The sequence below is a fragment of the Devosia sp. Root413D1 genome (assembly GCF_001425235.1).
Lineage (GTDB): Bacteria > Pseudomonadota > Alphaproteobacteria > Rhizobiales > Devosiaceae > Devosia_A.
This window is the reverse complement of sequence record NZ_LMEA01000012.1, coordinates 512,368-537,289: the sequence shown is the minus strand read 5'-3', so window position 1 is coordinate 537,289 and position 24,922 is coordinate 512,368. Positions and strand designations below refer to the sequence as shown.

The following is a 24,922-nucleotide window of genomic DNA, read 5'->3' as shown; positions in this document are numbered from 1 at the left end:
CAAGGCTCCCACCGATCCGAGATCTACCGGGCAACCGGTGACGCCGAGTACCGCATCAACTTCTCAACCACGAAGCTGGACGGCTCGGCCACGGTGCGGTGGCCATGCTGATGGGTTCCGGCAAGGCCCGTGGCCCCGTCTTCGTTCCTGCCGGCCAGCCTGATCGTATCTGATCAGGCTGGCCGGCTCGTTGTTTGACGTATCAGGTTCCAGCGATCCCCAACGCGACAAGCTCGGCGCGATGGCGCTGCATAGCGAGCTGGATGCGATAGTCGCGCTCGAGCCCGGCGCGCGCTTCGGGGTGGGGCGAAAGTTCCGTGCTGGGCTGCGCCATTGCCGCAGCGGCGGCGGGCAGATCGGCATGTAGGCCCGCTGCGGTGGCCGCCACCATAGCAACACCGAGCAAAGTTGGATCCTCCGCCGTCGACACCACCACCGTGCAGCGGGCCGCATCGGCATAGAGTTCCATCAGCAGCGGGTTGTGGCTATGCCCGCCGGTGACGTGCAGGGTTTCGATGCCGTAGCCGCGCGCGGTGAGGGTATCGAGGATGTGCCGGACCTGCACGGCGATCGCCACTGCGGTGCGCCAGTAGAGGCGGCAGAGGCTGTCGAAATCGCTGTCCAGCGACAGGCCCGAAATCACCCCCAGGGCGCGTGGGTCGGCCAGCGGCGAGCGATTGCCGTGAAAGTCCGGCAGCACATTGAGCTGCGGCGCCAGGTCGGGGCCCTCGCTGGCCCGCAGTTCGGCCACCCGCTGGATCACCTGGCGGTGCAGCTCCGGAGTGGGGTCGCCCCCCGCCGCATGCGTGCGCAGCACGTGGTCGAGCAGGGCGCCGGTCGCCGATTGGCCGGCTTCGTTGAGCCAGGTGCCGGGCAGCACGGCGTTATGATAGGGGCCCCAGATGCCCGGGGTCGGCATCGGCTGGTCGGACAGCGCCATCACGCAGCTCGACGTTCCGGCGATCAGCGCCATATGCCGGTGGAGGTTGGCGGGGTCCTTGGCAAAGCTCGCCAGCGCCCCGAGCGCGCCGGCATGGGCATCGATCAGGCCGACGCCGACGACGCAGCGGGGCGTGAGGCCAAGCTTCGCCGCGGCAGCGGCCGTCATCGGCCCCAGTGACTGGCCGATCCGGCTCGCCGTCTCGGGCAGCCCGGCGCGCTCAAACAGCTCATCGAGGCCCATGGCTGCAAGAAAATCCCGCTGCCAGCTCGGGCTCTCATGCGTGAGATAGGTCCATTTGCAGGTGAGCGTGCACTCCGAGCGCGCATTCGACCCCGACGCCTTCCAGCTCAGGAAATCGACGAGGTCGAAGATCTGGCCGGCCCGGGCCCAGCTTTCGGGCGTATGGCGCTTCAGCCACATCAGTTTGGGCACTTCCATCTCCGGCGACATCGTGCCGCCGATGAAATCGAGCACCCGATGGCCGCTTGCCGTGCATGCCTCCGCCTCGGCCTGCGCCCGGTGATCGAACCAGGCAATGGTGTCCCAGCGCGAGGCGCCGCCAGGGCTGACGGGCAGGGGAGCGCCGACGCCATCGCGCACCACCAGCGAGCAGGTCGCGTCGAAGCTGATCCCTCTCGCCTCGTGCGCCGCGACGCCCGCCAGCCGCATCGCCGTGCGCACCGCCTCGGCGACCGCATCCCAGATCTGCTCGGAATCGTATTCGGCGATGTCCGAGCCGACCCGGTTCAGTTCTAACGGGTGTTCCGCCCGACTGACCAGACGCCCCGACGGCGTGACGAGGCCGGCCCGCGCGCTTGCCGTCCCCACATCCACGGCAACCAGCATCGCCGCCTCGCCTGTTTCGCGCGCTGCGTGGAGTTCCAGGAGCCCGGGCAGCGACCGCATGTCCTCGATGATCGCATCGGGGACCAGCGCCTCGATCTCGGGCCGGAGGCCGCTTGGTTCGATATGGCTGCCGCCGACATAGGCGAAGACCCGCATGCCGGCCGCCTGCGCCGCGAGGATACCGGCCGGCGAGTCTTCGATGACGAGGCAGTGTTCCGGCGCGACGCCCATCTCACGCGCCGCGTGGAGAAACAGGTCGGGCGCCGGCTTGCCGTTCTTGACCATGCTGGCCGAGTAGACGTGTCCCTCGAAGCGGGGCAGGAGGCCGGTGAGCTCGAGGCTCAGCCGGATCCGTTCGAGCTGGCTCGATGAGGCGACGCAGAATGGCAGCTCGAGCCCCGCCAGCACCTCGCCGATCCAGCCGGTCGGCTTCAACTCGCGCCGGTAGAGCGCATAGAGCCGGTCGCGCATGCCGCTGAGCGAGGCGTCGCTGAGGTGTGCCCCATGGCTCTGGTTCAGGCTTTCGGAGATCGAGGCAAGGCTGCGCCCCAGATAGGAGCGGAACGCCACCTCGCGTTCGATGGCGATGCCCTGCTCGGCGATCAGCTCGAGCAGCATCCGCATCGCCAGCGGCTCGCTGTCCACCAGCACGCCGTCGCAGTCGAAGATGACGAGCTTGATCGGCGCCATGCTGCCCTCCCGGCTTATCGGTAGCCGGGCGACATCCGCTTCGGCAAGGTTGCTCTCAGAAGCCTAGAGCACTCCGTCGAGATACGCTTCGAGCGTCGCCTTGGTCCCCCGTGACCAGAGGCTCGACAGCGCCGTGGTGAAGGCCGCGACATAGGTTGGGTTGCTGGCGAGCGGCCCGAAGATATCGCCCATCGACAGCCATGCCACCGGATCGGTTTTGGCCTCGGTGGCCAGCGCCGTCAGGCGCTCCCAGTTCGGATCGTTCGGTGGGATCGGCTTGCCGCTGTCGCTTTCGCCATAGCAGTAGCGGGCCCACAGCGCCGAGACCAGCGCCAGCCCGGTCACCGACTGACCCGCCGCCAACCGATCCGCTGCCGAGGGCAGGATGAATTTGGGCTGCCGGTTCGAGCCGTCGAGGCAGAGCCGCTGGATGGTGTCGCCGATCTTCGGGTTCGAGAACCGCCGCTCGATCAGCTTGTAATAGTCACCGAGATCGGTGTCGGGCACTGGCGGCACCACCGGCACGATCTCCTCGCGCTCGACCTTTTCGAGGAAGGCCCGAACCAGCGGATGCTCCATTGCCTCATGCACGAAATGGATGTCGAGCAATCCGGCCGGGTAGGCGATGGTGGCGTGCCCGCCATTGAGAATGCGGATCTTCATGTGCTCGTAGGGCGCCACATCAGCGACGAACTGCACCCCGACCTTTTCGAGCGCCGGGCGGCCGGCCGGGAAGTGATCTTCCAGCACCCACTGCTTGAACTCTTCGCAGAACACCGGCCAGGCATCGACAATGCCGAAATCGGCCTCGAGCGCGTCACGCTCACGCTGCCCGGTGGCCGGGGTAATGCGATCGACCATGCCGTTGGGGAAAGCCACCGACTCCCGCACCCAGCCGGCGAGCTCCGGGCTGATCAGCTCGGCGAGCCCTGCCACGGCATTCTCAGTGACGTGGCCGTTACCCGGGATATTGTCGCAGCTCATCACCGTAAACGGCTGGATGCCGCGCTCACGGCGCAGCTGCAGGCCGAGGAGGATCAGCCCGAACACCGTCTTCGGTGCCTCCGGGTTGACGCTGTCGGCGACGATATCGGGGTGGTCTACGTCGAACTGCTGCGAGGCCGGATCGATATAGTAGCCGCCCTCGGTGACGGTGAGCGAGACGATCCGGACTTTCGGGTCGGCCAGCGTTTCGCTGATTGCAGCGAGGTCTCCGACCGGCAGGAAGTCGATCATTGCGCCGGTGACCCGGGCGCTGGTTCCGCCCGCTTCCTGTTCCACCACGGTGGTGAGGTAATCCTGCCCCAGGAGCTTCTCTCGCATCTCGGCGTCGTTGGCCCGGACGCCCGCGCCGACCAGGGCCCAGTCGTGGTCGAGCCCCAGGTTGAACAGGCTATCGAGATACACCGCCTGGTGGGCGCGATGAAAATTGCCGACACCGAAATGCACGATTCCCGGTGTCAGCGAGCCGCGCTGGTAGCGGGGCACGCTGGCGACGGCAGCGATCTCCGGCAGGTCTTCGGCGGAGAGTTCTAGCGGCATGGGTCTATTCCTGCGTGGTCAGCGGAGCGCCTGGCCGGCGCGGTCGAAGCGATAGATACGGCCCGGCTCGGGCGAGAGCCATACCTGTTCGCCGGGATGATAGTCGTTCTCGCCGCCGGTGCGCACCGTCTGGAGGCCGACGCCATCGACATGGACGTGGAGGAAGGTGTCGGAGCCAAGGTGCTCGGCCACGCCGACCTTGCCCTGCCACTCCCCCGCGTCACGCGAGATGCGCACATGCTCCGGCCTGACGCCGATCGCCTCGGCCTGGTACTTGCCGGCCGCGGCGCCTTCGAGGAAATTCATCTTGGGCGAACCGATAAAGCCGGCGACGAACCGGTTGGCCGGACTCTTGTAGAGTTCGAGCGGCGTGCCGAACTGCTCGACCCGCCCGGCATTCAGCACCACGATGCGGTTGGCCATGGTCATGGCCTCGACCTGGTCATGCGTCACATAGACCATGGTGGTCTTCAGCTGCTGGTGCAGTTCGGTGATCTCGATGCGCATGTTGACGCGCAGCGCCGCATCGAGGTTCGACAGCGGCTCGTCGAACAGGAACGCCTTGGGCTGGCGCACGATGGCGCGGCCGATAGCGACGCGCTGGCGCTGCCCGCCGGACAGCGCCCGGGGCTTTCGATCAAGATAGTCGGTGAGGTTCAGCACCCGTGCCGCATCCGCCACCTTCTGCTCGGCGATCGCCTTGTCGATATTGGCCATCTTCAGCGGAAAGGCGATGTTCTGGCGCACCGTCATATGCGGGTAGAGCGCGTAGGACTGGAACACCATGGCGAGGCCGCGATGCGCCGGACCCTTGTCGGTGACGTCGACACCGTCGAGCTTGATCGCTCCGGAGGTCGTGTCCTCGAGGCCGGCGATCAGTCGGAGGAGAGTCGACTTGCCGCACCCCGAGGGCCCGACGAAGACGACGAACTCGCCGTCCTCGATTTCGAGCGAAACATCGGGGATGACCGGATGGCCACCGAAGGTCTTGTTGACGTGTTCGAGTGTGATGGAGCCCATCTGAAATCCCCTATTTCACGGCGCCGAAGGTGAGACCGCGTACCAGCTGCTTCTGGCTGAACCAGCCCAGCAGCAGGATCGGCAGGATCGCCAGCACCGACGCGGCGGAAAGCTTGGCGAGGAATTGGCCTTGCGGCGAAGAGAACGATGCAATGAAGGCGGTCAGCGGCGCCGCATCATCGGTGGAAAGCCTCAACGTCCAGAACGCCTCGTTCCAGGCGAGGATGACGTTGAGCAGCAGCGTCGAGGCGATGCCCGGCACCGCCATCGGCAGCAGCACATAGACCAATTCCTTGCCCAGCGTTGCGCCATCCATGCGCGCCGCCTCGAGGATATCGACCGGGATTTCCTTGAAGTAGGTGTAGAGCATCCACACCACGATCGGCAGGTTCACCAGCGTCAGGATGATGGTGAGCCCCAAGAGCGTATCGAGCAGCCCGGTGTTGAGAAAGATCAGGTACATCGGCACCAGGACGCCTGCGGCCGGCATCATCTTGGTCGAGAGCATCCACATCAGCACGTCGCGGGTTTTCGGCGTCGGCGTGAACGCCATCGCCCAGGCCGCCGGCACCGCGATCAGCAGCGCCACGATGGTGGAACCGATCGAGATCACCACCGAGTTGAAGAACGGCCGGAAGTAATCCTGCTGGTCGAGCACCGCCGCATAGCTCTCGAAGGTGAAGGACGGGAGCATCGAGAACCCGGCCGCGGCTTCACCCTCGGTCTTCAAACTGGTGATGATGGTGTAGAGGATCGGAAAGAAGACGATCAGCGCCACCAGCCAGACGAGGATCGTCATGGTGAGCTTGCGGCGCGTGGATACGGCGCGGGCCATTAGAGTTCTCCCTCGATACGCGGCGCGGTCGCCCTGACTGATAGAGACGGGCCCCTCCCGGCCTCCCCCATGAAGGGGGAGGTGAAGAGTTGAGACTGGGGCTCGATCGTGCGCCGACCACCGGCCGGCACCTCCCCCTTCATGGGGGAGGATGGGAGGGGGGCGTCTGCGAGTGATGGCCGCGTGACGACACTGATAATCTCACGCATCCAAATTCCTCCCCACCGCCCGCATCAGGAAGATCGCGACGATGTTGGCGAGCACCACGGCCACCAACCCGCCAGCCGCGCCGGCGCCGATGTTTCCGCCCAGGACGCCGGTGTTGTAGATCAGGAACGGCAGGTTGGTGCTGGCGAAGCCCGGGCCGCCGCCGGTGGTGATCTGGATCTCTGCATAGACGCCGAGCAGGTAGATCGTCTGGATCAGGATCACCACGGTGATCGCCCGCGCCAGGTGCGGCAGGATGATGTACCAGAAGCGCCGGAACACATTAGCGCCGTCCATTTCGGCCGCCTCCTTCTGTTCCTCGCTCAGCGATTGCATCGCCGTCAGGAGGATCAGTGTCGCGAACGGCAGCCACTGCCAGGCGACGATGACGATGATCGACAGCAGCGGGTAATTGCCGAGCCAGTTGACCGGCTCCTGCCCGAAAAACCGTGAGACCGCGGCGAATACGCCCCAGGTCGGGTTCATCAGCTCGTGCTTCCAGACCACCGCCGCCACCGGCGGCATGACGAAGAAGGGCGAGATCATCAGGATACGGACGATGCCCTGGCCCCAGATCGGCTGGTCGAGCAGCAAGGCGAGGAGGATACCGAGACCCACCGTGATCACCAGCACGCCGACGACGATCAGCAGTGTGTTGATGATGGCCGGCCAGAAGGCGGGATCGGTGACGAAGAACTCGAAGTTCGCGAAACCGGCGAAACCCTTGATGTTGGGGTTGGTGAGCCGGTAGCGCTGGAAGGCAAACCAGATGGTCAGGGCCAGCGGCACGATCATCCAGATCAGCAGCACGAAGACCGAAGGCGCCATCATCCAGCGGGCGAGGCGATGTGACTGCTTGGTGGCCATGATGCTGTTTCCCCCAAATGCGCCGGTCCCCACCGGCAATCTTGCGCAATCTATCCCCCGCGCCAGTATGACGCCCGCGTGGGGTAGGCTCCGGCGAGCGCAGCCCTGATCCGAAGAAGCCCGGCAGCCTGGCCGCCGGGCAGTCGCTCGGGAGGAGGGACCTCAGTAGTAGCCGGCCGCCTTCATCTCGCGGTCGACGGACTGCTGTGCCTGGGCCAGTGCGTCATCGACGCTGGTCGAGCCGGCGAGTGCGGCCGAGAACAACTGGCCGACCGTGGTCGCCATGCCGGCGAACTCGGGGATGGCGACGAACTGCACGCCGGTATAGGGCACCGGCTTCACCGCCGGATTGGTCGGGTCCGCCGCGTTGATCGAGTCGAGCGTCATCTTGGCGAAGGGCGCCGCGGCCTGGTAGTCGGCGTTGGTATAGAGCGAGGTGCGGGTGCCCGGCGGAACGTTGGCCCAGCCTTCCTTGGCGGCGACCAGCGCCAGGTAGTCCTTGCTGGTTGCCCAGGAGATAAACTTCTGCGCCGCATCGGCCTTCTGCGAGCCGGCCGGGATGGCGAGCGACCAGGCCCACAGCCAGTTACCGCGCTTGCCGAGCCCGGTGTCGGGGGCGAGAGCGAAACCAACCTTGTCGGCCACCGTCGATTCCTTGGCGTTGGTGACGAACGAGGCGGCGACGGTGGCGTCGATCCACATGCCGCACTTGCCCTGCTGGAACAGCGTCAGGTTCTCGTTGAAGCCGTTCGAGGAGGCGCCGACCGGGCCGGCATCCTTCATCAGATCGACGTAGAACTGCAGCGTGTTCTTCCATTCAGGCTGGTCGAACTGCGGCTTCCAGGCCTCGTCGAACCAGCGCGCGCCGAACGAGTTCGACATCGCGGTCAGGAACGCCATGTTCTCGCCCCAGCCGGCCTTACCGCGCAGGCAGATGCCGTTAATCTCGGCGGCGCGGTCGGTCATTTTGCGGGCGGCGTCGGCAACGAAGTCCCAGGTCGGGGCATCCGGCATGGTCAGCCCAGCCTTCTCCATCAGGTCCTTGCGATACATGATGAAGCTCGACTCGCCGTAGAACGGCGCGGCGTAGAGCTTGCCGTCGGCGCTGAGCCCGCCGCGGATGGCCGGCAGCAGATCGTCGACATCATAGGCATCGCCGAGATTGTCGAGCGGCAACAGCCAGCTGTTCTTGGCCCAGATCGGCACTTCGTAGGTGCCGATGGTCATCACGTCGAACTGGCCGCCCTTGGTGGCGATATCGGTGGTGACGCGCTCGCGCAGGATATTCTCCTCGAGCGTCACCCACTGCAGCTGGATATCCGGGTTCTTGGCGGTGAAATCGTCGGTCAGCCCCTGCATGCGAACCATATCGCCATTGTTCACGGTGGCGATGGTGAGGGTGGTCTGGGCATAGGCCGTCGAGCCGAGCGCAAGCACCAGCGCGCTCGAGAAAAGCGGAAGCAGTTTCATCAATGTCCTCCCATAGGCGAGCATTTGTCTCGCCGTTGAGCAATTACTCACAAACTTTAGTATGATGTCAAGCGGGTGGAAAACGCGGGAATCCGGAGGGTGATGCGTTCGGCATCCCGCTTAGGTTCGTTTTTCGCTGTTGGAAAACGGCAGATCCGTTGGGGTGTTTCGCCGATGCCGGCCCCCAACCACGATGACATCCGGTGGGTAGGTCAAGGCCGAGGCCAACTAGCCCCGCTGGTGCGGCAGAAAGCGCCCTAATCAGCCGCGAGAATCGCCTCGGCGGTCTGCTCGTCGGTGATCAGGCCATTGACCAGCCGGCGGGTCAGCGCGGCCCGGATGCCGGGCACCTTGCGCTCGCCGACCGCCGTTGCCACCACCGTCGAGCTCTCCCGCGACGGCAATGGCGCTGAGGCGACGCGGTCATTGGTCAGCCCGCTGATGAATTTGCCCTGCGCATCGAACGCCCAGCCGACGATCTCACCGACCGCCCCGGCCTTCTGCAGGAGCTTCAGTTCGGCCGGCGAAATGAAGCCATCCACCACCAGCGGCGCCTCGGGACCGAGGTCGCCGATGCCGACGAAGGTGACATTGGCCTGCTGCGCCAGGGTATGGGTTTCGCGGATCATCGGCTGGCTCAGCAGCATGTCGCGCTCGGCCGCCGACGAGGCGATGACCGGCAGCGGCATAGGGAAACTGCGCGCCTTCACCGTCTCGGCGATGTTGAAGATCACGTTGTAAAAGGCAGCCGAGCCGTCGGGGGCGATCGAGCCGGTCAGCGACACGATCTTGTGCTGCGGCGCCTCCATCGGCGTCAGCTGCTCAATCGCCGCTTTCAGCGTTCGCCCCGTGCCGATCGCCATCACCGTCGGCGTGTCGCTCCTGAGCCAGCGCTCGATCTGGGCCGCGGCGGCGATCGCCACGCCATGGATCGCCCCGGGCGCCTCGGGATCGGTCGGCACCACCTCGGCGAAATCGAGCGCGTAGCGCTTCTGCAGCTGCTCGGCCAGTTCCATGCAGCGCCCGATCGGATGGTCCAGCCGCACCCGCACCAGCCCCTCGCTCACCGACAGCGACACCAGCCGCTGCGCCGTCTGGCGCGACACGCCGAGCTTTTTGGCGATCTGCTCCTGATTGTTGCCGGCGACGTAGTAGAGCCACCCCGCCCTGGCCGCATCGTCGAGACGCGTGACAGCTGTGTCTTGACGAGCCATGAAGCTTTGCCCTCCGATTGGGCGGATACTCATCGAGCGGGCGAATAATCGCAAGCCCAAATCGCCCCCGCCGCCTGGCAAACCTGCTTCTACAGCAGGGGTAGGGTGATGCGGAAGCAGGCGCCCTGGCCGGTGGCCGGCAGCAGTTCCAGCTTGCCGTTCATCCGCTCGATCAGCTGGCGCGAAATGGCGAGGCCGAGGCCGGCCCCGGCGGGCGCGGTGACGCCGCCCGATTGCCCACGCGCGAACTTTTCGAAGATCAGTTTACGCTCGGCTTTGGGGATGCCGGGGCCGTTATCGGCGACTTCGATCAGGTAGCGCCCGCGCCCGGTGCGGGAGCGGACTTCGACCATCGGCTCGGCCGCATCATTGTATTTGATGGCGTTGGAGACGAGGTTGATCAGCACCTGGCAGAGCCGGTCGGGTTCGCCCGAGATCACCGCGCTCGGCGCGCGGCTGCCGACGGTCAGCTGCATGCGGCGCTGCCGCGCCAGCGCCGAGCAGACTTCAATGGCGCGATCGATCGAGCGCTCGGCCTCGATCGGCGTGTTGTCCCAGCCATGCTCGCCGTGATCGAGCGCGCTCATCCCCAGGATGTCGTCGAGCAGCTTGGTGAGCCTGAGACTCTCCTGATGGATGGTCTTGACGAAGCGTTGCCGCTCGTCGGCGGTCAGCCTCTGCTCCTCGAGCAGGATCTCCGAGAACGAGCGGATCGAGGTCATCGGGGTGCGCACTTCGTGGCTGACCTGGCTCAGGAACTCGTCCTTCTCGGTGTCGATGGCGCGCAACTGCGTGTTGGCTTCCTCCAGTTTCTGCGCCGTCGAGCGGAGCTCGGCCGAGGTGCGCTCCAGCTCCTGCGAATATTCGATCACCTGCCGGGTCTCGCCGGCCATCTCGAAGACTTCCTCGAGCGATACCGCGTCGCCCGACACCACCTTGCTGAGCATCACATGCGCCGAAGCGGCGCCGATCGAGCCGGCGAGCTCGCGCTCCAGCCGATCGATGAACTGCGGTGGCGGCGCGCCAGCCACCCCCTCGAACAGCGCCTTGGCGCGCGGCGAACCCAGCACCCGCTCGGCGACGAAATAGAGATCCTCGACCGTCGCCGAGCCGCGGATCACTGCCGGCGCGCCGGTGCCGGGGCGGCGGAACAGATCGGCAAACAGCGCCGCCTGCACCCGTTCCAGCGCCGATTGCGAGGTGAAGAGCGAAACGACCACCAGCGTCGCGGTGTTGAGCAAGAGGCTCCAGAACACCACGTTGACCAGCGGGTCGATATCCTCGACGCCGAACAGCGCCTCGGGCCGCAGCCAGGTGAACCCCCACGGCCCTTCGGCCATGATCTGAGCCACCAGCGGCGACGAACTCTGGAACGACGGCATGAAGCTCGACCAGGCCCAGACCACGAAACCGACGGCAACCGCTGATGTCGCGGCCTTGAGCGAGGCCTCGCGCCAGAACAGGGCCGCGATGATGGCGGGGAGGAACTGCGCCACGCCGCAGAACGAGATCAGCCCGATCGGCGCCAGCGCGTCGGAATCGCGCGTCAGGTAGAAATACAAAAACCCCAGTAAGAGGATCAGCGCGATCGAGAAGCGGCGCGAGTTGAGCAGCAGGCGGCTGACGCCACGGGCACTGGCAACGCCGTGCCCTTGGGTGACCCGCAGCACGATCGGCATGACGATATGGTTGGAGACCATGATGGAGAGCGCAATCGACTCGACGATGATCATCGAGGTGGCCGACGAGAAGCCGCCGATAAAGCTGAACAGCGCGAGGCCCTCCTGTCCGGCCGAGAGCGGCAGGGTGAGAACGAACATGTCCGGGTTGGCGCCCGCGGGCATCGAGGTCAGCCCGAACAGCGCGATCGGCAGGGTGAACAGGCTCATCAGCAGCAGGTAGGCCGGAAAGGCCCAGCCGGCAGTGCGCAGGTGATTTTCGTTGGAGTTCTCGACCACGGTGATCTGGAACTGCCGCGGCAGGCAGAGGATGGCTGCCGCCGAAAGCACGTTCATTGCCACCCAGCGGTCGTCGAAATTGCCGGTCGAGTAGATGTCGATCCCGGCCGCTTCGGCGCGCGAGAAGATCGCTTCGAGCCCGCCACCCGCATAGATGACGAAGATGCCGATCGCCAGCAGCGCCGCGAGTTTGACGATGGCTTCGAAGGCGATGGCGGCGACGACGCCGTGATGCTGCTCCTTGGCATCGACATTGCGTGTGCCGAACAAGATAGTGAACAGCGCCATCCCCGCCGCAACCGCCAGCGCCAGCCCGACCTCGTCGATGCCGCGCAGCGTCCGGCCGGGAAACTCGCCGACCCCGGCAATGGCCTGCAGCGACGAGGTGACGGCCTTGAGTTGCAGCGCGATATAGGGCGCGATGCCGATCACCGCGATGACGGTGATCAGCACAGCGAGGCGGCTCGATTTACCGAACCGCGCCGATAGCAGGTCAGCGATAGAGGTGATGCGCTGCTTGTGGCTGATCCGCACCAGCCGGCGCAGTACGAACCACCAGCCGATGAACACCAGCGTCGGCCCGAGATAGATGGCGAGATATTCGAGCCCGTTGCGCGCCGCCGAACCGACGGCGCCGTAGAACGTCCAGCTGGTGCAATAGACCGAGATGGCGAGCGTGTAGATGAAGGGCGAGCGGAGGAACGCCGCCTTGTGGTTACGCGCCTGGCGGTCGCTGACATAGGCGATGAGGAAGAGGAGGCCGACGTAACCGATGGCGACGGCGATGACCACGTCCGGCGTCAGCATCAGTCCTCGCCCTCGGTTGGCGGTTCGGCCTCGGTTTCGCGCGGCAGGCGGCGGCCGAGCCAGAAGGCAGCGGCGATCAGCCCCAGCCAGCAAACGAACAGGTAGATCACCTCGAACGGCACGCCGAACAGGCGCCGCTCGAGCTGGAACACCACGGCGAGTGGCGGCAGGATCAGCAAAACACCCAGGAGGCTGAGGAACAGCGCCGCGCTTTCGAGCTTCCGGCGCTCCATCGGTCTATTCCACCGCCGGAGCGAGGCCCATCAGTTCGCGCACCGCCCCGACCACCTCGGCATTGGCATAGGGCTTGGTGACGAACCGGTCGGCGCCGAGCTCCTCGGCGGTGCGGCGATCCTGTGCCTGCCCCTTGGCGGTGAGGATCAGCACCGGTAACTGCCGCAAGGCGTCATCGGCGCGGATCTGCTTCAGTACATCGAAGCCCGAGCGCTTGGGTAGCATCACGTCGAGGACCAGCACTTTGGGCATGCTGCGGCGCACCGCGCTGAGCGCGGCGTCGCCGTCGGTGACCGCTTCGATCGACCAGCCGGCGCGGCGGAGGATAAAGTCGAGCGATCTTAGAATGCTCGGCTCATCCTCGGCGATGAGAACATCGACAGCCAAATCTCCCCCTCCTGCCCGACCTCCCAATCAGGCTTGGCCTACTTAGGCATAACTAGTCCGGCTCGCCAATGTCGAAACGCCGGGGCACCAGCGGCGCCCGGATGGCGGCAGGCTCGCCCGCCGTGGTGAAGGCTTCTTCCTGCCGGTCGGCGCAATCGCGCCGCGGGCAGAGGCGGCAGCTCGGCCCGACCGGTACGTCGGCGCTGCTGTCGCCGAGATCGAGGCCGGCGCCGTAAACCGTGCGATCGGCATGCAGCACATCGCAGGCGAGCATCACCGAGGTCGGAATGGCGTGGTCGGCATAGCCGGCGCCCTGTCGCGGTTGCGCGCTGGCAATGAACAGGTAGCGCGAGCCGTCGGCGAACTGCGCGATCTGCCGGGCCAGCGTCCGCGGCGTGCGGAACGCGCCATAGATCACCCAGCGCGGGCAGGCGTGCCCGGCACTTGGCAGCGGCAGGCCGGGCAGGGGGAAATGCTTGGTCAATCGCCCCGCCGCATCGGAGCGCAGGAACCCGAACGGCAGTCCGGGCTCGCCCGGTTTGCGCAACGAAACCAGGCGATGCGCCACCTGCTCGAAGCTCGCAGTGTAGAGCTGGCGCAGCGTCTCGATGTCATAGCGCTGCGCTTCGGCATCGGCGAGAAACTGCGCATAGGGAAACACCATGGCGCCGGCGAGGTAGGAGCTGAGCGCCCGATAGCCAAGCCGCCGCGCCGTGCCAGTCGACAGTTGCGGGGTGTCGACTTCACGCTCGATGGCGTCGGCGGCGCTGAGTTCGGCGTAAAGCCGCGTGAGCTGGAACTGCCGGGTGGCGGCGCCGGCGCTCGCCTGGAACCACATGGTGCGGGTATTGGAGTTGAAGTGATACTGGCCGGGGAAACCGGCAGCATCCACCTCGCGATCGGCGCTGCGGGAGACGCTGACCCCGAACTTGGCTGCAAGGCAGGCGGCAAGTGCAGCTTCGCCGAACGGGCCGCTGGCTTCGATCTCGGCCCGCAACTCGGCGGCGACGGCCTCGAGCCCCGGGAAGTAATTGTCACGCTCGAAGATCAGGTCGTCGAGTTCGCGGATCGGCGACAGCGTGCGCCGGCCCCGGGCATCGACCTCGAACTGGCCGATCAGGCTGCGCGCCACATCGGTGAGCCCGCGCGTCTCGCGCGTGATCGTTTCGACGAACCGCTCGCGCTCGCCTTCCTCGAGATCGGTGACATCCTCGAGAATTTCGGCGGTGGAGCGGACGGCGGTGATGCCGGAGAGGATGCGGTGCAGCAATTGCGCCAGCAGCGGATCGGTCCGCAGCCGGTCGGCATAGCTGTCGGCATTGGCGGTGGCGCCGAGATAGGCGCGGCGGAGGCGGGCGATAGCGCGCGCAGCGGCCGGCTGCTGCGCCACCAGATCGCGCGACGCCGGCATGTCGATGCCCTCGAGCACCGGATCGGCGAAGGCTTCGTCGAGTTCGGCGATCAGCCGGTGCTCGGCATCGCCGCTGAGTTCGCTGAGTTCCACCCCGAGCTCTTCGGCGAGGCGGATCAGCAGCGAGCCGCCGACATGGCGCTTGTTGCGCTCGATCAGGTTGAGATAGCTCGCGGAAATTCCGGCGCGGCGCGCGAGCGCGGCCTGCGACACCCCCAATGCCCGGCGACGTGAACTGATCTTGAGCCCGATCGGCGCGCGCATGTATCTCCCCTGGATTGTCAATCTATTGACACATCGGCAGCCGAGCAAGGCCAATGATTTACAGAAATGCTGAGCAATATCAGTCACCTGTTGCGCAGCTTTGCAGACCGCCGGATAGTGGCGCATCGCTGTGAGGCGCATGGCAATGCACCGTGCCCCGCCGCGCATGAGGAGGAGCTAATGACCAATTCTGGGAACTTCAGCCGCCGCGGCGTGCTGAAGGGCGGCCTTGCCGGCATTCTGGCGACCGGCGTTTCGCCGCTGATTTTCACCCGGGGCGCCTATGCCCAGGAATTCTGCAACGCACCGACCGGTGACACCGTCACCATCGGCTTCAACATGCCGCTGACCGGCGCCTATGCCGATGAGGGCGCCGACGAGCAGCGCGCTTACGAGCTCGCCGTCGAGCACCTCAATGGCGGCGGCGATGGCGGCCTGATCCCGTTCTTCTCGTCGAAGACTTTGAAGGGCAACGGTATCCTCGGCAAGAAGGTGGTGGGCGTCACCGGCGACGACCAGACCAAGGCCGATGCCGCCCGCGACTCGGCGCGCCGCATGATCGAGCGCGATGGCGCGGTGATGATCACCGGCGGTTCCTCCTCGGCAGTGGCGATCGCCGTGCAGGGGCTCTGCCAGGAAAAGGGCGTCATCTTCATGGCGGCGCTCACCCACTCCAACGACACCACCGGCAAGGACAAGAAGCGCTACGGCTTCCGCCACTTCTTCAACGCCTATCAGTCGGGCATCGCGCTGGGGCCAGTGCTCGGCGATGCTTATGGCAAGGATCGCGTCGCCTACCACCTGACCGCCGACTACACCTGGGGCTGGACCCAGGAAGAGTCGATGAAGAACGCCACCGAGGCGCTCGGCTGGAAGACCCTGGCGCCGGTCCGCACCCCGGTGGGCGCCGGCGATTTCAGCCAGTATCTGACACCGGTGCTCAACTCCGGCGCCGACGTGCTGATCCTCAACCATTACGGCTTCGACATGGTGAACTCGCTCACCCAGGCGGTGCAGTTCGGCATGAAGGACAAGCAGGCCAACGGCAAGCAGTTCGAGATCGTCGTGCCGCTGGTCTCCGACCTGATGGCCAAGGGCGCCGGCGATGCCATGAAGGGCATTTACGGCACCTCGAACTGGGATTGGCAGCTGCCCGACGACGCCAGCAAGGCCTTTACCAAGTCGTTCGGCGCCAAGTTCGGCCAGCCGCCGAGCCAGGCCGCCCACACCTCCTACGTCCAGGCACTGCTCTATGCCGATGCCTGCGAACGCGCCGGCACCTTCTATCCGCCAGAGGTCATCAAGTCCCTCGAGGGCTTCGAGTTCGACGGCATGGGGAACGGTCCGACCAGCTACCGCGCCACAGACCACCAGTGCTTCAAGGAAGTCTATGTGGTGAAGGGCAAGGAAGCGCCGGCCAACCCGTTCGACCTGCTCGAAGTGGTCGCCACCGCCTCCAAGGAAAGCGTCACCTACGATCCGGCGATCTTCGGCGGCGAGCTCGGTCCCGACACCGCGGTCGCCTGCTGATCGACACCTGAGGCCCGCTCCGGCTGCGATCCAGCCGGAGCGGCTACTCTGGCACCAACAGGGCAGCGGACCATGGACGCCATACTCGCGCAACTTCTCAACGGCCTCGACAAGGGCGGCGCCTACGCGCTGATCGCGCTCGGGCTGACCCTGGTGTTCGGCACCCTCGGCGTCGTCAACTTCGCGCATGGCGCGCTGTTCATGCTCGGCGCCTTCTGTGCCGTCACCTTCCGCTACCTGATCACCCTCGAAACCGTCACCGTCGACCCCACCCAGACCACCGCCTGGGGCACCGCGCTCGAAGTGCGCACGCCGCTCGCCCAGACCTGGTTCGGCGATTGGGGGGCGGTGCTGATCGACTGGTCGGTGCCGCTCTCAATCCTCCTCGCCATCCCGGTGATGCTGGTCATCGGCATCGTCATGGAACGCGGGCTGATCAAGCATTTCTACAAGCGTCCGCACGCCGAGCAGATTCTCGTCACCTTCGGCCTCGCCATCGTGTTGCAGGAGATCGTCAAGGCGATCTTCGGGCCCAACCCGATCAGCCAGGCCATGCCCACCGCGCTGCGCGGCGCCGCCGATGTCGGGGCGCTGATCGGCCTTGCACCGGGGGCGCTGACCTATCCGCTGTGGCGGCTGGTGTATTTCCTGTTCTCGGCCGGCGTCATCGCCGCGGTGTTCGGCTTCCTGCGCTTCACCACCTTCGGCATGGTGGTGCGGGCCGGCATGGCCGATCGTGAGACGGTGGGGCTGCTCGGCATCAATATCGACCGCCGCTTCACCATCATGTTCGGTCTTGCCGCGGTGGTCGCCGGCCTCGCCGGCGTGATGTACACCCCGCTGCTGCCGCCCAACTATCACCAGGGCATGGATTTCCTGGTGCTGAGCTTCGTCGTCGTGGTGGTGGGCGGCATGGGCTCGCTGCCGGGCGCCGTGGCCGCCGGGTTCCTGCTCGGGATCCTGCAGAGTTTTGCCTCGATGAACCAGATCAAGTCGATCCTGCCCGGCATCGATCAGATCATCATCTACCTGACGGCAGTGGTGATCCTCCTCGTCCGGCCGCGCGGGCTGTTCGGCCGCCGCGGCATGATGGAGAATTGACCATGGCGCTGTTCCAGCTCTCCCGCCGCGACGCGCTGATCCTCGCGCTCTTCGCCTTGGTGGTCGTCACCATGCCGGTATGGACGGCGCCGTTCGGCGCCAACTATCCGGGCCTGATGCAGAAATTCGCGATCTACGCGATCTTCGCCATCGGCTTCAACATCCTGTTCGGGCTCACCGGTTACCTGAGCTTCGGCCATGCCGCCTTCCTCGGGGTCGGCTCCTATACCGCCGTGTGGTCGTTCAAGCTCCTGACCATGGACGCGCTGCCGGCGCTGCTCCTCGCGGTGGTGATTTCCGGGCTGTTCGCGCTGGTCATCGGTTTCCTGAGCCTCCGGCGATCGGGGATCTACTTCTCCATCCTGACCCTGGCCTTCGCCCAGATGAGCTACAACCTCGCTTACTCGGTGCTGACCCCGATCACCAATGGCGAGACCTCGCTGCAATTGACGCTGCAGGATCCGCGCCTCATCGACCTCGCCTTCACCACCCGCGGTGCCGGCCTGCCGACGGCGAGCCTGTTCGGCGTGACTTTAAGCGGGCTCAGCGGCTTCTATTTCTGCGCCGTGGTGCTGCTCATCGCCTTCTTCTTTGCCCAGAAGGTCTTCGCCTCGCCCTTCGGCATGATGCTGCGGGGCATCAAATCCAACCAGATGCGGATGAGCTATACCGGCTTCAACACCCGCCCCTATGCGCTCACCGCCTTCGTCATCTCGGGCATGTATGCCGGGCTCGCCGGGGCGCTGCTGGCAGTCACCGATCCTTTGGCGGGCGCCGAACGCATGCAGTGGACGGCCTCCGGCGAGGTGGTGCTGATGACCATCCTCGGCGGCGTCGGCACGCTGATCGGGCCGGTGATGGGTGCCTGGCTGATCAAGTATTTCGAGAACATCTTCTCGTCCTTCAACGAGGGCATCTTGAGCCGCTTCTTCGACTTCATTCCCGCCCCGCTGCACGACACCGTCGTCGCCATCGCCAGCAAGTTCGTCGGCGAAGGCTGGCAGCTGACGCTGGGGCTGCTGTTCGTCCTGGTCGTGGTGTTCCTGCCCGGCGGCATCATGGAGGGCGTGCGCCGTATCGGCGCGCTGTTCCGCCGGGGCAACCCACCCAAAGCCGGCGCCATGCGCGTCCAGCCGGCGGAGTAGCGCCAAGATGACAACCACAGAACGCAATGTCGTCCTGCATGTCGATGACGTCAGCAAGAATTTCGGCGGGCTGCACGCTTTGTCCGACATCGACCTCGAAGTCGAAGAGGGCCAGACTCACGCCATTATCGGGCCGAACGGCGCCGGCAAATCCACGCTGCTCAACGTGATCATCGGTCGGCTGGCGCCGACCAGCGGCGCCGTGGTGTTCGATGGCCAGGTGCTGACCGGCAAGAAGCCGCACCAGATCAACCAGCTCGGCGTCGCCCGGGTGTTCCAGACCCCCGAGATTTTCCCCGATCTGACGGTGTTGCAGAACGTCATGGTGCCGGCCTTCGCCAGGCGCGATGGCGCCTTCCGCGTCAATGTGCTGCGCAGCGTCGAGCGCGAAGCGGCGCTGCGCGACGAAGCCGAGGCGATCCTCGAGGATGTCGGCCTCGCCGATCGCCGGCTGTCCCATGCCGGCGCCCTGAGCCGCGGCGACAAGCGGCGCATGGAGCTGGCCATGTGCCTGATCCAGCATCCGCGCCTGCTGCTGCTCGACGAGCCGACCGCCGGCATGTCGCGGCACGACACCAACACCACCATCGACCTCTTACAGAAGATCAAGGCGCGCGGCATGACCAAGGTGATCATTGAACACGACATGCATGTCGTGTTCTCCTTGGCCGACAAGATCTCCGTCCTGTCGGGCGGCAGGATCATTGCCGAGGGGCTGCCCGATGAGGTGCGTGGCAATATCAAGGTGCAGGAGGCCTATCTCGGCGGCGCCCACCGGCTCGAGGCGGTGCACTGATGAGCGCGATCGCCATGGACACTGATCTCAGCACCACCGCCCGCAGCGCCGAACGCGTCGTGCCGCACGACGGCCCGTACTTTGCCGCGAGGGATATTCACGCCTATTACGGCGAGAGCTACATCGTGCAGGGCGTCAGCTTCGATATCCGGCACGGCGAAATCCTGGCGCTGCTGGGCCGCAACGGCGCCGGCAAGACCTCGACGCTGCGCACCATCGCTCGGGTCGACAACCCGGCCCTGCAGGCGGGCGAGATCTGGCTCGACGGCCAGCCGATCCACAAAATGAAGTCGTTCGAAGCGGCGCGCGCCGGCATTCAGCTGGTGCCGGAGGATCGCCGCATCATCCAGGGTCTGACGGTCGAGGAAAATCTCACCATCGCCCAGGTCGCCCCCGGGCACGGCTGGGAGCTCGAGCGGATCTACTCGCATTTCCCCAGGCTCGCCGAACGCCGCCGCCAGGAGGGCGTGACGCTGTCGGGCGGTGAACAGCAGATGCTGGCCATCGCCCGGGCACTGGCCCGCAACCTGAAGCTGTTGCTGCTCGATGAGCCCTATGAGGGGCTCGCCCCGGTCATCGTCGAGGAAATCGAACGCATCCTCAACGAGATCAAGGCGCTCGGCATCACCACCATCATCGTCGAGCAGAACGCCGTCGCCGCGCTCCGCCTCGCCGATCGCGCGGTGATCCTCGACACCGGCGAAGTCGCTTTCACCGGCCTCGCCCGGGACGTGCTCGCCGACGAAGCGCTGCGGCGCGAGTACCTGGCGCTCTGAAGGGCCGCTCGCATCGAGTTGGCGAGCGCCGTGTGAGCCGGTGCGGTCTTGCCGCACCCCGTTCCCTTTCCGGCCCGAGTCTGATTTGAGAAGGGTATTCAACGCCTTCTCGGAGACCACGCCTTGACCCAGTCGCCGCATGACGCCTTTGCCGAGGCGCTCGCCACTTACCGCACCGAGCGCGATGTCGGCGCCGCGCTGCATCGGCTGGCCGAGGCGCTGGTCGGGGTGAAGCTTTTCACCATGACCGCCGACAACCCGGCCGGCGGCTATGTGCGGCGGGTCTATTCGAGCGACGAGGTGGCCTATCCGGTGCTCGGTACCAAGCCGATCGTCTTTGACGACACCTATGAGAAGATGCGCACCGAGCGCTTCATCTACTCGGCCAACTCGGTCAAGGCGATGGAGCAGGATTTTCCCGACCTGACGCTGATCCGTTCGCTCGGCTGCGGCTCGGCCATCAATATCCCGGTGGTCGCCGGCGGCGAAATGCTGGGGAGCGTTAACCTGCTCGAGGTCGAGGGCGCCTATCCGGCCGAAAAGGTCGAAGCCGCCCGTGCCCTCGTCGTCCCTGCCGCTGCCTGTTTCCTGATCCTGCGCAGCCGCTTCACCATCTGACCAGTTGCGCCGGCGCCGCCAAGGTGCTGATATGTCCCGATTATAGTGGGGCTAAAGTTTTGCGAGTCCGGGGCCAAGCGGGCCTGTCCAAGTGACGGCCTATGTTGTGCAGCGCCTGTTGCTGATGCTGGTGACCTTGTTCGCCATCATCACGCTGACCTTCTTTCTCATGCATGCCGTACCAGGAGGCCCGTTCACCTCCGAAAAGATGCTGCAGCCCGAGATCCAGGCGGCACTCAACGCCAAGTATCACCTCGATGATCCGCTCTGGCTGCAATACCTCAATTACCTCCGGGGCGTGCTGAGCCTCGATCTCGGCCCGTCGTTCAAATATGCCGGGATGAGCGTCAACGAGATCATCGCCGAGGGCTTGCCGGTCACCATGAAGACCGGCGCCCTGGCGCTGATCTGCGTGGTGGCGCTCGGCGTACCGCTCGGCATTGTCGCGGCGCTGAACCGCAACCGCTGGCCCGATACGCTGGTGATGGTGATCGCCACCATCGGCGTCGCCGTTCCCTCCTATGTCATCGCCACCGTGGCGCTCTATGTCTTCGCCTTACGGCTCGGCTGGGTACCGACTTTCGGGCTCGATGACTGGCGCGGCTATTTCCTGCCGGTGTTTGCGCTGTCGGGGTTCTGGATCTCGTTCATCGCCCGGCTGGCCCGCTCGAGCCTGCTCGAGACGCTGCAGCAGGATTACATGATGACCGCCAAGGCCAAGGGGCTGAAGCGCGGCACCGTGCTGTTCAAGCATGGGTTGCGCAACTCGCTGATCCCGGTGGTGACGGTGCTCGGTCCGGTGGTCGCCAATCTCCTCACCGGCTCCTTCGTCATCGAGCAGATCTTCGCGCTGCCCGGCATCGGCCGGCATTTCGTCTTGTCGATCACCAACCGCGACTACACCGCCATCATGGGCATCACCATCTTTTATGCCGCCGTGCTGATGGTGATGATCTTCATCGTCGACATGCTCTACCTCGTGCTCGACCCGCGCATCAAATATCGGGCCGACGCCAAATGACCGACCGAATGACCGACCAAACGGTCGCCATTGAGATCGCGCCTGAAATGTGGGTCCCGGCGACGCGGGACGGCGCCGCCGCCGAGTATATCGCCGCGCCCAGCCTCACCTTCTGGCAGGATGTGCGGAAACGCCTCTGGGCCAACAAGCCGGCCATGCTGGGGCTCGGCTTCATTATCCTCCTGGTGCTCGCCGCGATCTTCGGGCCGATGCTGTCGCGGCACACCTATTTCGAGCAGGATCTCAAACTCTCCAACGTACCGCCGCTGTTCCAGACTTATGCCGTCACCGACAGCGCCGGCGCGACGACGCGCTTCTTCTTCAACTCGGGCAACCTCAACCTCTACGAGGTGACGCCATCAGGCGAAGTTGCCGGGCTGCTCCGGCCAGCCAAGAAAGACCTGATCAAGAAGCAGCAGCAGTTCAAGTTCGGCGATCGGGAGGTGGTGCTCGATACCGCCAAGCAGCAGCTGAGCTTTGCCGATGGCGCAGCGCTCGCCCCCGGCGGCTGGCAGTGGAACATGAGCAACCTGCTGGGCACCGACCAGCTCGGCCGCGACGTGCTGGCCCGCCAACTCTATGGCGCCCGCATCTCGCTGACCGTGGCGTTTGTCGCGACGCTGGTGAACTTCTTCATCGGCGTATTCTACGGCGGTCTCGCCGGCTATCTCGGCGGCAAGGCCGACACCATCATGATGCGCATCGTCGAGGTGATCTCGACCATCCCGCTGACCCTCTACGTCATCCTGATCATGGTAGTGTTCAACTCCGGCTTCCTGTCGGTGGTCTTGGCCATCGGCTCGGTCTACTGGGTCGACATGGCGCGCATCGTGCGCGGCCAGATCCTGACCCTGAAGCAGCAGGATTACGTCGCTGCTGCCCGCACCATGGGTGCCTCGACGCCGCGCATTTTGGTCCGGCACCTGCTGCCCAATTCGGTCGGTCCGATCCTCGTGACGCTCACCATGCTGATCCCGAGCGCCATCTTCATCGAGAGTTTCATGAGCTTCATCGGGCTCGGCGTCACCCCGCCCGAGGCCAGCTGGGGCACCCTGACCTCCGAAGCGGTGGAGACGCTGCGCGCCTATCCCTACCAGCTGTTCTTCCCGGCCGCCGCCATCAGCCTCACCATGTTCGCCTTCAACTTCCTCGGCGACGGCCTGCGCGATGCACTTGATCCACGGTTGCGCACATGAGCACGCCCTTGCTTTCGGTCAGCAATCTCTCGACCAGCTTCTTCACCTCGCGCGGTGAGGTGAAGGCGGTCCGCGGCGTCTCGTTCGAGCTCCGCGCCGGGGAGATCCTCGGCATTGTCGGCGAGTCCGGCTCGGGCAAGTCGATCACCTGCATGAGCCTGATGGGCCTCCTCCGCAGCAGCGGTCGCGTCATCGACGGCAGCGCGCTGTTTGAGGGCCGTGACCTGCTGACGCTCGACGAGGATGAGCTGAGCGCCCTGCGCGGCAACGACATCTCGATGATCTTCCAGGATCCGATGACCTCGCTGAACCCGACCCTCACCGTCGGCGAACAGGTGATCGAAACCATCCTGAGGCATCGCAAGGTAACCCGCGCCGCGGCGCGCGCCCGCGCCATCGAACTGTTCGAGCTGGTGCGCATCCCCTCGGCGGCGAAGCGCCTCAGATCCTACCCGCACGAGTTCTCCGGCGGCATGCGCCAGCGCGTGATGATCGCCATCGCGCTCGCCTGCGACCCCAAGCTGTTGATCGCCGACGAGCCGACCACGGCGCTGGACGTCACCATCCAGCGCCAGATCCTGGCGCTGCTCAAGGAGCTGCAGGGCCGGCTCGGCATGGCGGTGATCCTCATCACCCACGATCTCGGCGTCATCGCCGAAACCGCCGACCGGGTGCTGGTGATGTATGGCGGCATGGTGATGGAAGAGGGGCCGGTGCGCGAGCTGTTCGCCCGCCCGTCACACCCTTACACGCGCGGCCTCCTCGCCTCGATCCCCGATCTCCGCGACGACACCCACCACCGACTGACCCCGATCCCCGGTTCGCCCCCCGATATGCTGCGCCCGCCCAAAGGCTGCCCGTTCGCGCCGCGCTGTGCGCACGCCATGGCGCAGTGCAACGCCGCGCTGCCGCCGCTCTATGATGCCGGCCCGGTGCACCGTGCCCGCTGCTGGCTGCACCACCCCCAGGCGCCGCGTGTCGCCGGCATCACCGCCGAGCTCGTTCCCGCATGACCGATACCCCGCTGGTCGAACTCAAAAACCTCACTAAGCACTTCTCGCTGCCGGGCGATCTGTTCGGCCGCAACCGGCCACTGCTGAAGGCGGTCGACGGCGTCGACCTCGAGATCCGCCGGGGCGAGACGCTCGGGCTGGTGGGCGAAAGCGGCTGCGGCAAATCCACCCTGGCGCGCACCCTGATCCGGCTGTTCCAGCCGACCTCCGGCCAGATGCTGTTCGATGGCGTTGATATCGCCGACCTGCCCGAGCGGCAACTGGTGCCGTATCGGCGGCGCATGCAGATGATCTTTCAGGATCCCTATGCCTCGCTCAATGGCCGCATGACGGTCCAGAGCCTGATCGCCGAGCCGCTGGAAATCGCCGGCATCGGCACTGCTGCCTCGCGGGCGCAGCGGGTCGCCGAGCTCCTGGCGCGGGTCGGCCTCAACGCCGACCACGCCCATCGCTTCCCGCACGAATTCTCCGGCGGCCAGCGCCAGCGCATCGGCATCGCCCGCGCCATCGCGCTCAACCCCGAACTGGTGATCTGCGACGAGCCGATCTCGGCGCTCGACGTGTCGATCCAGGCCCAAGTGGTCAACATGCTCGAGGACCTGCAGGCAGAGCTGGGCCTCACCTACCTGTTCATCACCCACGACCTGTCGATGGTGCGCCACATCTCCGACCGCATCGGGGTGATGTACCTGGGTAAGATCGTCGAGCTCGCCTCCAACGACAAGCTCTATCGCGCCCCCGCCCACCCCTACACCCAGGCGCTGCTGGCCTCGATCCCGGTGGCCGACCCCGAGGCACGCCGCGACGTGGCGCCGATGCGCGGCGAGATCCCAAGCCCGATCGATATCCCATCCGGTTGCCGCTTCCGCACCCGCTGCCCCTTTGCCACCGAACTCTGCGCCCGGGTCGAGCCGCCACTCAGCGACGTCGGCGGCGGTCACCTCGCCGCCTGCCACTATGCGGCCGAGGTGATGGCCGGCCAGGCGGTCGCCGCCTGAACCGTTTTTTGACTTTCAACAGGGCCGGACAAC

General features: G+C 65.7%; 21 protein-coding genes and 1 pseudogene. 10 read left to right on the top strand and 12 right to left on the bottom strand.

All coding sequences use genetic code 11. The annotated features are described in order from the left end of the window. Positions 1-202 precede the first annotated feature (202 nt). The 12 genes and pseudogenes from ASC89_RS24865 to ASC89_RS24810 all read right to left on the bottom strand — a co-directional run bounded on the left by ASC89_RS24865 (position 203) and on the right by ASC89_RS24810 (position 14,695). Positions 203-1,789, bottom strand: coding sequence for an FGGY-family carbohydrate kinase (locus ASC89_RS24865; RefSeq protein ID WP_056003234.1), 1,587 nt, complete (start codon positions 1,787-1,789; stop codon positions 203-205). A 72-nt stretch (positions 1,790-1,861) separates the two neighbouring features. Further along, positions 1,862-2,479, bottom strand: a pseudogene (locus ASC89_RS29040) (HAD family hydrolase); the annotation flags it as partial. Between the two features lie 63 nt (positions 2,480-2,542). Then, positions 2,543-4,021, bottom strand: a complete 1,479-nt coding sequence (locus tag ASC89_RS24860; protein ID WP_056003043.1) for a mannitol dehydrogenase family protein — start codon at positions 4,019-4,021, stop codon at positions 2,543-2,545. A gap of 18 nt (positions 4,022-4,039) precedes the next feature. After that, positions 4,040-5,041 (bottom strand): ABC transporter ATP-binding protein, encoded by a 1,002-nt coding sequence (locus ASC89_RS24855; protein WP_055885866.1) that lies wholly within the window; start codon positions 5,039-5,041, stop codon positions 4,040-4,042. Between the two features lie 10 nt (positions 5,042-5,051). Further along, positions 5,052-5,876: a carbohydrate ABC transporter permease gene (locus tag ASC89_RS24850; RefSeq protein WP_056003040.1), complete on the bottom strand. Its 825-nt coding sequence runs from the start codon at positions 5,874-5,876 to the stop codon at positions 5,052-5,054. 201 nt (positions 5,877-6,077) lie between these two features. Continuing rightward, the gene (locus tag ASC89_RS24840; protein ID WP_056003034.1) at positions 6,078-6,950 is read right to left on the bottom strand and encodes a carbohydrate ABC transporter permease; all 873 of its coding nucleotides are present in this window, start codon (positions 6,948-6,950) and stop codon (positions 6,078-6,080) included. A gap of 162 nt (positions 6,951-7,112) precedes the next feature. After that, a complete protein-coding gene (locus ASC89_RS24835) occupies positions 7,113-8,420 on the bottom strand; it encodes a sugar ABC transporter substrate-binding protein (RefSeq protein WP_055885855.1) in 1,308 nt (435 codons plus the stop codon). 257 nt (positions 8,421-8,677) lie between these two features. After that, the gene (locus ASC89_RS24830) at positions 8,678-9,634 is read right to left on the bottom strand and encodes a sugar-binding transcriptional regulator (RefSeq protein ID WP_056003031.1); all 957 of its coding nucleotides are present in this window, start codon (positions 9,632-9,634) and stop codon (positions 8,678-8,680) included. A gap of 89 nt (positions 9,635-9,723) precedes the next feature. Beyond that, on the bottom strand, positions 9,724-12,399 hold the full coding sequence (locus tag ASC89_RS24825; RefSeq protein ID WP_056003028.1) for a sensor histidine kinase: 2,676 nt from the start codon (positions 12,397-12,399) through the stop codon (positions 9,724-9,726). After that, on the bottom strand, positions 12,399-12,632 hold the full coding sequence (locus tag ASC89_RS24820; RefSeq protein ID WP_056003025.1) for a hypothetical protein: 234 nt from the start codon (positions 12,630-12,632) through the stop codon (positions 12,399-12,401). Before ASC89_RS24820 ends, ASC89_RS24825 begins: the two co-directional genes overlap by 1 nt. A 4-nt stretch (positions 12,633-12,636) precedes the next feature. Next, the gene (locus ASC89_RS24815; RefSeq protein WP_055885841.1) at positions 12,637-13,020 is read right to left on the bottom strand and encodes a response regulator transcription factor; all 384 of its coding nucleotides are present in this window, start codon (positions 13,018-13,020) and stop codon (positions 12,637-12,639) included. Positions 13,021-13,072: 52 nt separating this feature from the next. Further along, positions 13,073-14,695, bottom strand: coding sequence for a helix-turn-helix domain-containing protein (locus ASC89_RS24810; protein WP_056003022.1), 1,623 nt, complete (start codon positions 14,693-14,695; stop codon positions 13,073-13,075). Between the two features lie 180 nt (positions 14,696-14,875). Here ASC89_RS24810 and ASC89_RS24805 point away from each other — a divergent pair, with 180 nt between their 5' ends. From ASC89_RS24805 to ASC89_RS24760, 10 genes are all read left to right on the top strand, one after another. Beyond that, positions 14,876-16,225, top strand: a complete 1,350-nt coding sequence (locus ASC89_RS24805; RefSeq protein ID WP_055885834.1) for a substrate-binding protein — start codon at positions 14,876-14,878, stop codon at positions 16,223-16,225. Between the two features lie 72 nt (positions 16,226-16,297). Further along, positions 16,298-17,326, top strand: coding sequence for a branched-chain amino acid ABC transporter permease (locus tag ASC89_RS24800; RefSeq protein ID WP_056003019.1), 1,029 nt, complete (start codon positions 16,298-16,300; stop codon positions 17,324-17,326). Positions 17,327-17,328: 2 nt separating this feature from the next. After that, complete coding sequence (locus ASC89_RS24795; protein ID WP_056003016.1) at positions 17,329-18,471, top strand: branched-chain amino acid ABC transporter permease; 1,143 nt, start codon at positions 17,329-17,331, stop codon at positions 18,469-18,471. Positions 18,472-18,478: 7 nt separating this feature from the next. Then, a complete protein-coding gene (locus ASC89_RS24790; RefSeq protein WP_056003013.1) occupies positions 18,479-19,267 on the top strand; it encodes an ABC transporter ATP-binding protein in 789 nt (262 codons plus the stop codon). Continuing rightward, on the top strand, positions 19,267-20,043 hold the full coding sequence (locus ASC89_RS24785; RefSeq protein WP_082533577.1) for an ABC transporter ATP-binding protein: 777 nt from the start codon (positions 19,267-19,269) through the stop codon (positions 20,041-20,043). The genes ASC89_RS24790 and ASC89_RS24785 overlap by 1 nt, the downstream gene beginning before the upstream one ends. Positions 20,044-20,166: 123 nt before the next feature. Next, on the top strand, positions 20,167-20,661 hold the full coding sequence (locus ASC89_RS24780; RefSeq protein WP_056003010.1) for a hypothetical protein: 495 nt from the start codon (positions 20,167-20,169) through the stop codon (positions 20,659-20,661). A 91-nt stretch (positions 20,662-20,752) separates the two neighbouring features. Next, a complete protein-coding gene (locus ASC89_RS24775; protein ID WP_156384759.1) occupies positions 20,753-21,682 on the top strand; it encodes an ABC transporter permease in 930 nt (309 codons plus the stop codon). Between the two features lie 8 nt (positions 21,683-21,690). Continuing rightward, on the top strand, positions 21,691-22,878 hold the full coding sequence (locus ASC89_RS24770; protein WP_200940484.1) for an ABC transporter permease: 1,188 nt from the start codon (positions 21,691-21,693) through the stop codon (positions 22,876-22,878). Then, positions 22,875-23,891, top strand: coding sequence for an ABC transporter ATP-binding protein (locus ASC89_RS24765; protein ID WP_056003008.1), 1,017 nt, complete (start codon positions 22,875-22,877; stop codon positions 23,889-23,891). Before ASC89_RS24770 ends, ASC89_RS24765 begins: the two co-directional genes overlap by 4 nt. Next, positions 23,888-24,889 carry an ABC transporter ATP-binding protein gene (locus tag ASC89_RS24760; RefSeq protein WP_056003005.1) on the top strand — a complete coding sequence of 334 codons (1,002 nt, stop codon included), beginning with the start codon at positions 23,888-23,890 and terminating at the stop codon, positions 24,887-24,889. Before ASC89_RS24765 ends, ASC89_RS24760 begins: the two co-directional genes overlap by 4 nt. Positions 24,890-24,922: the final 33 nt, after the last annotated feature.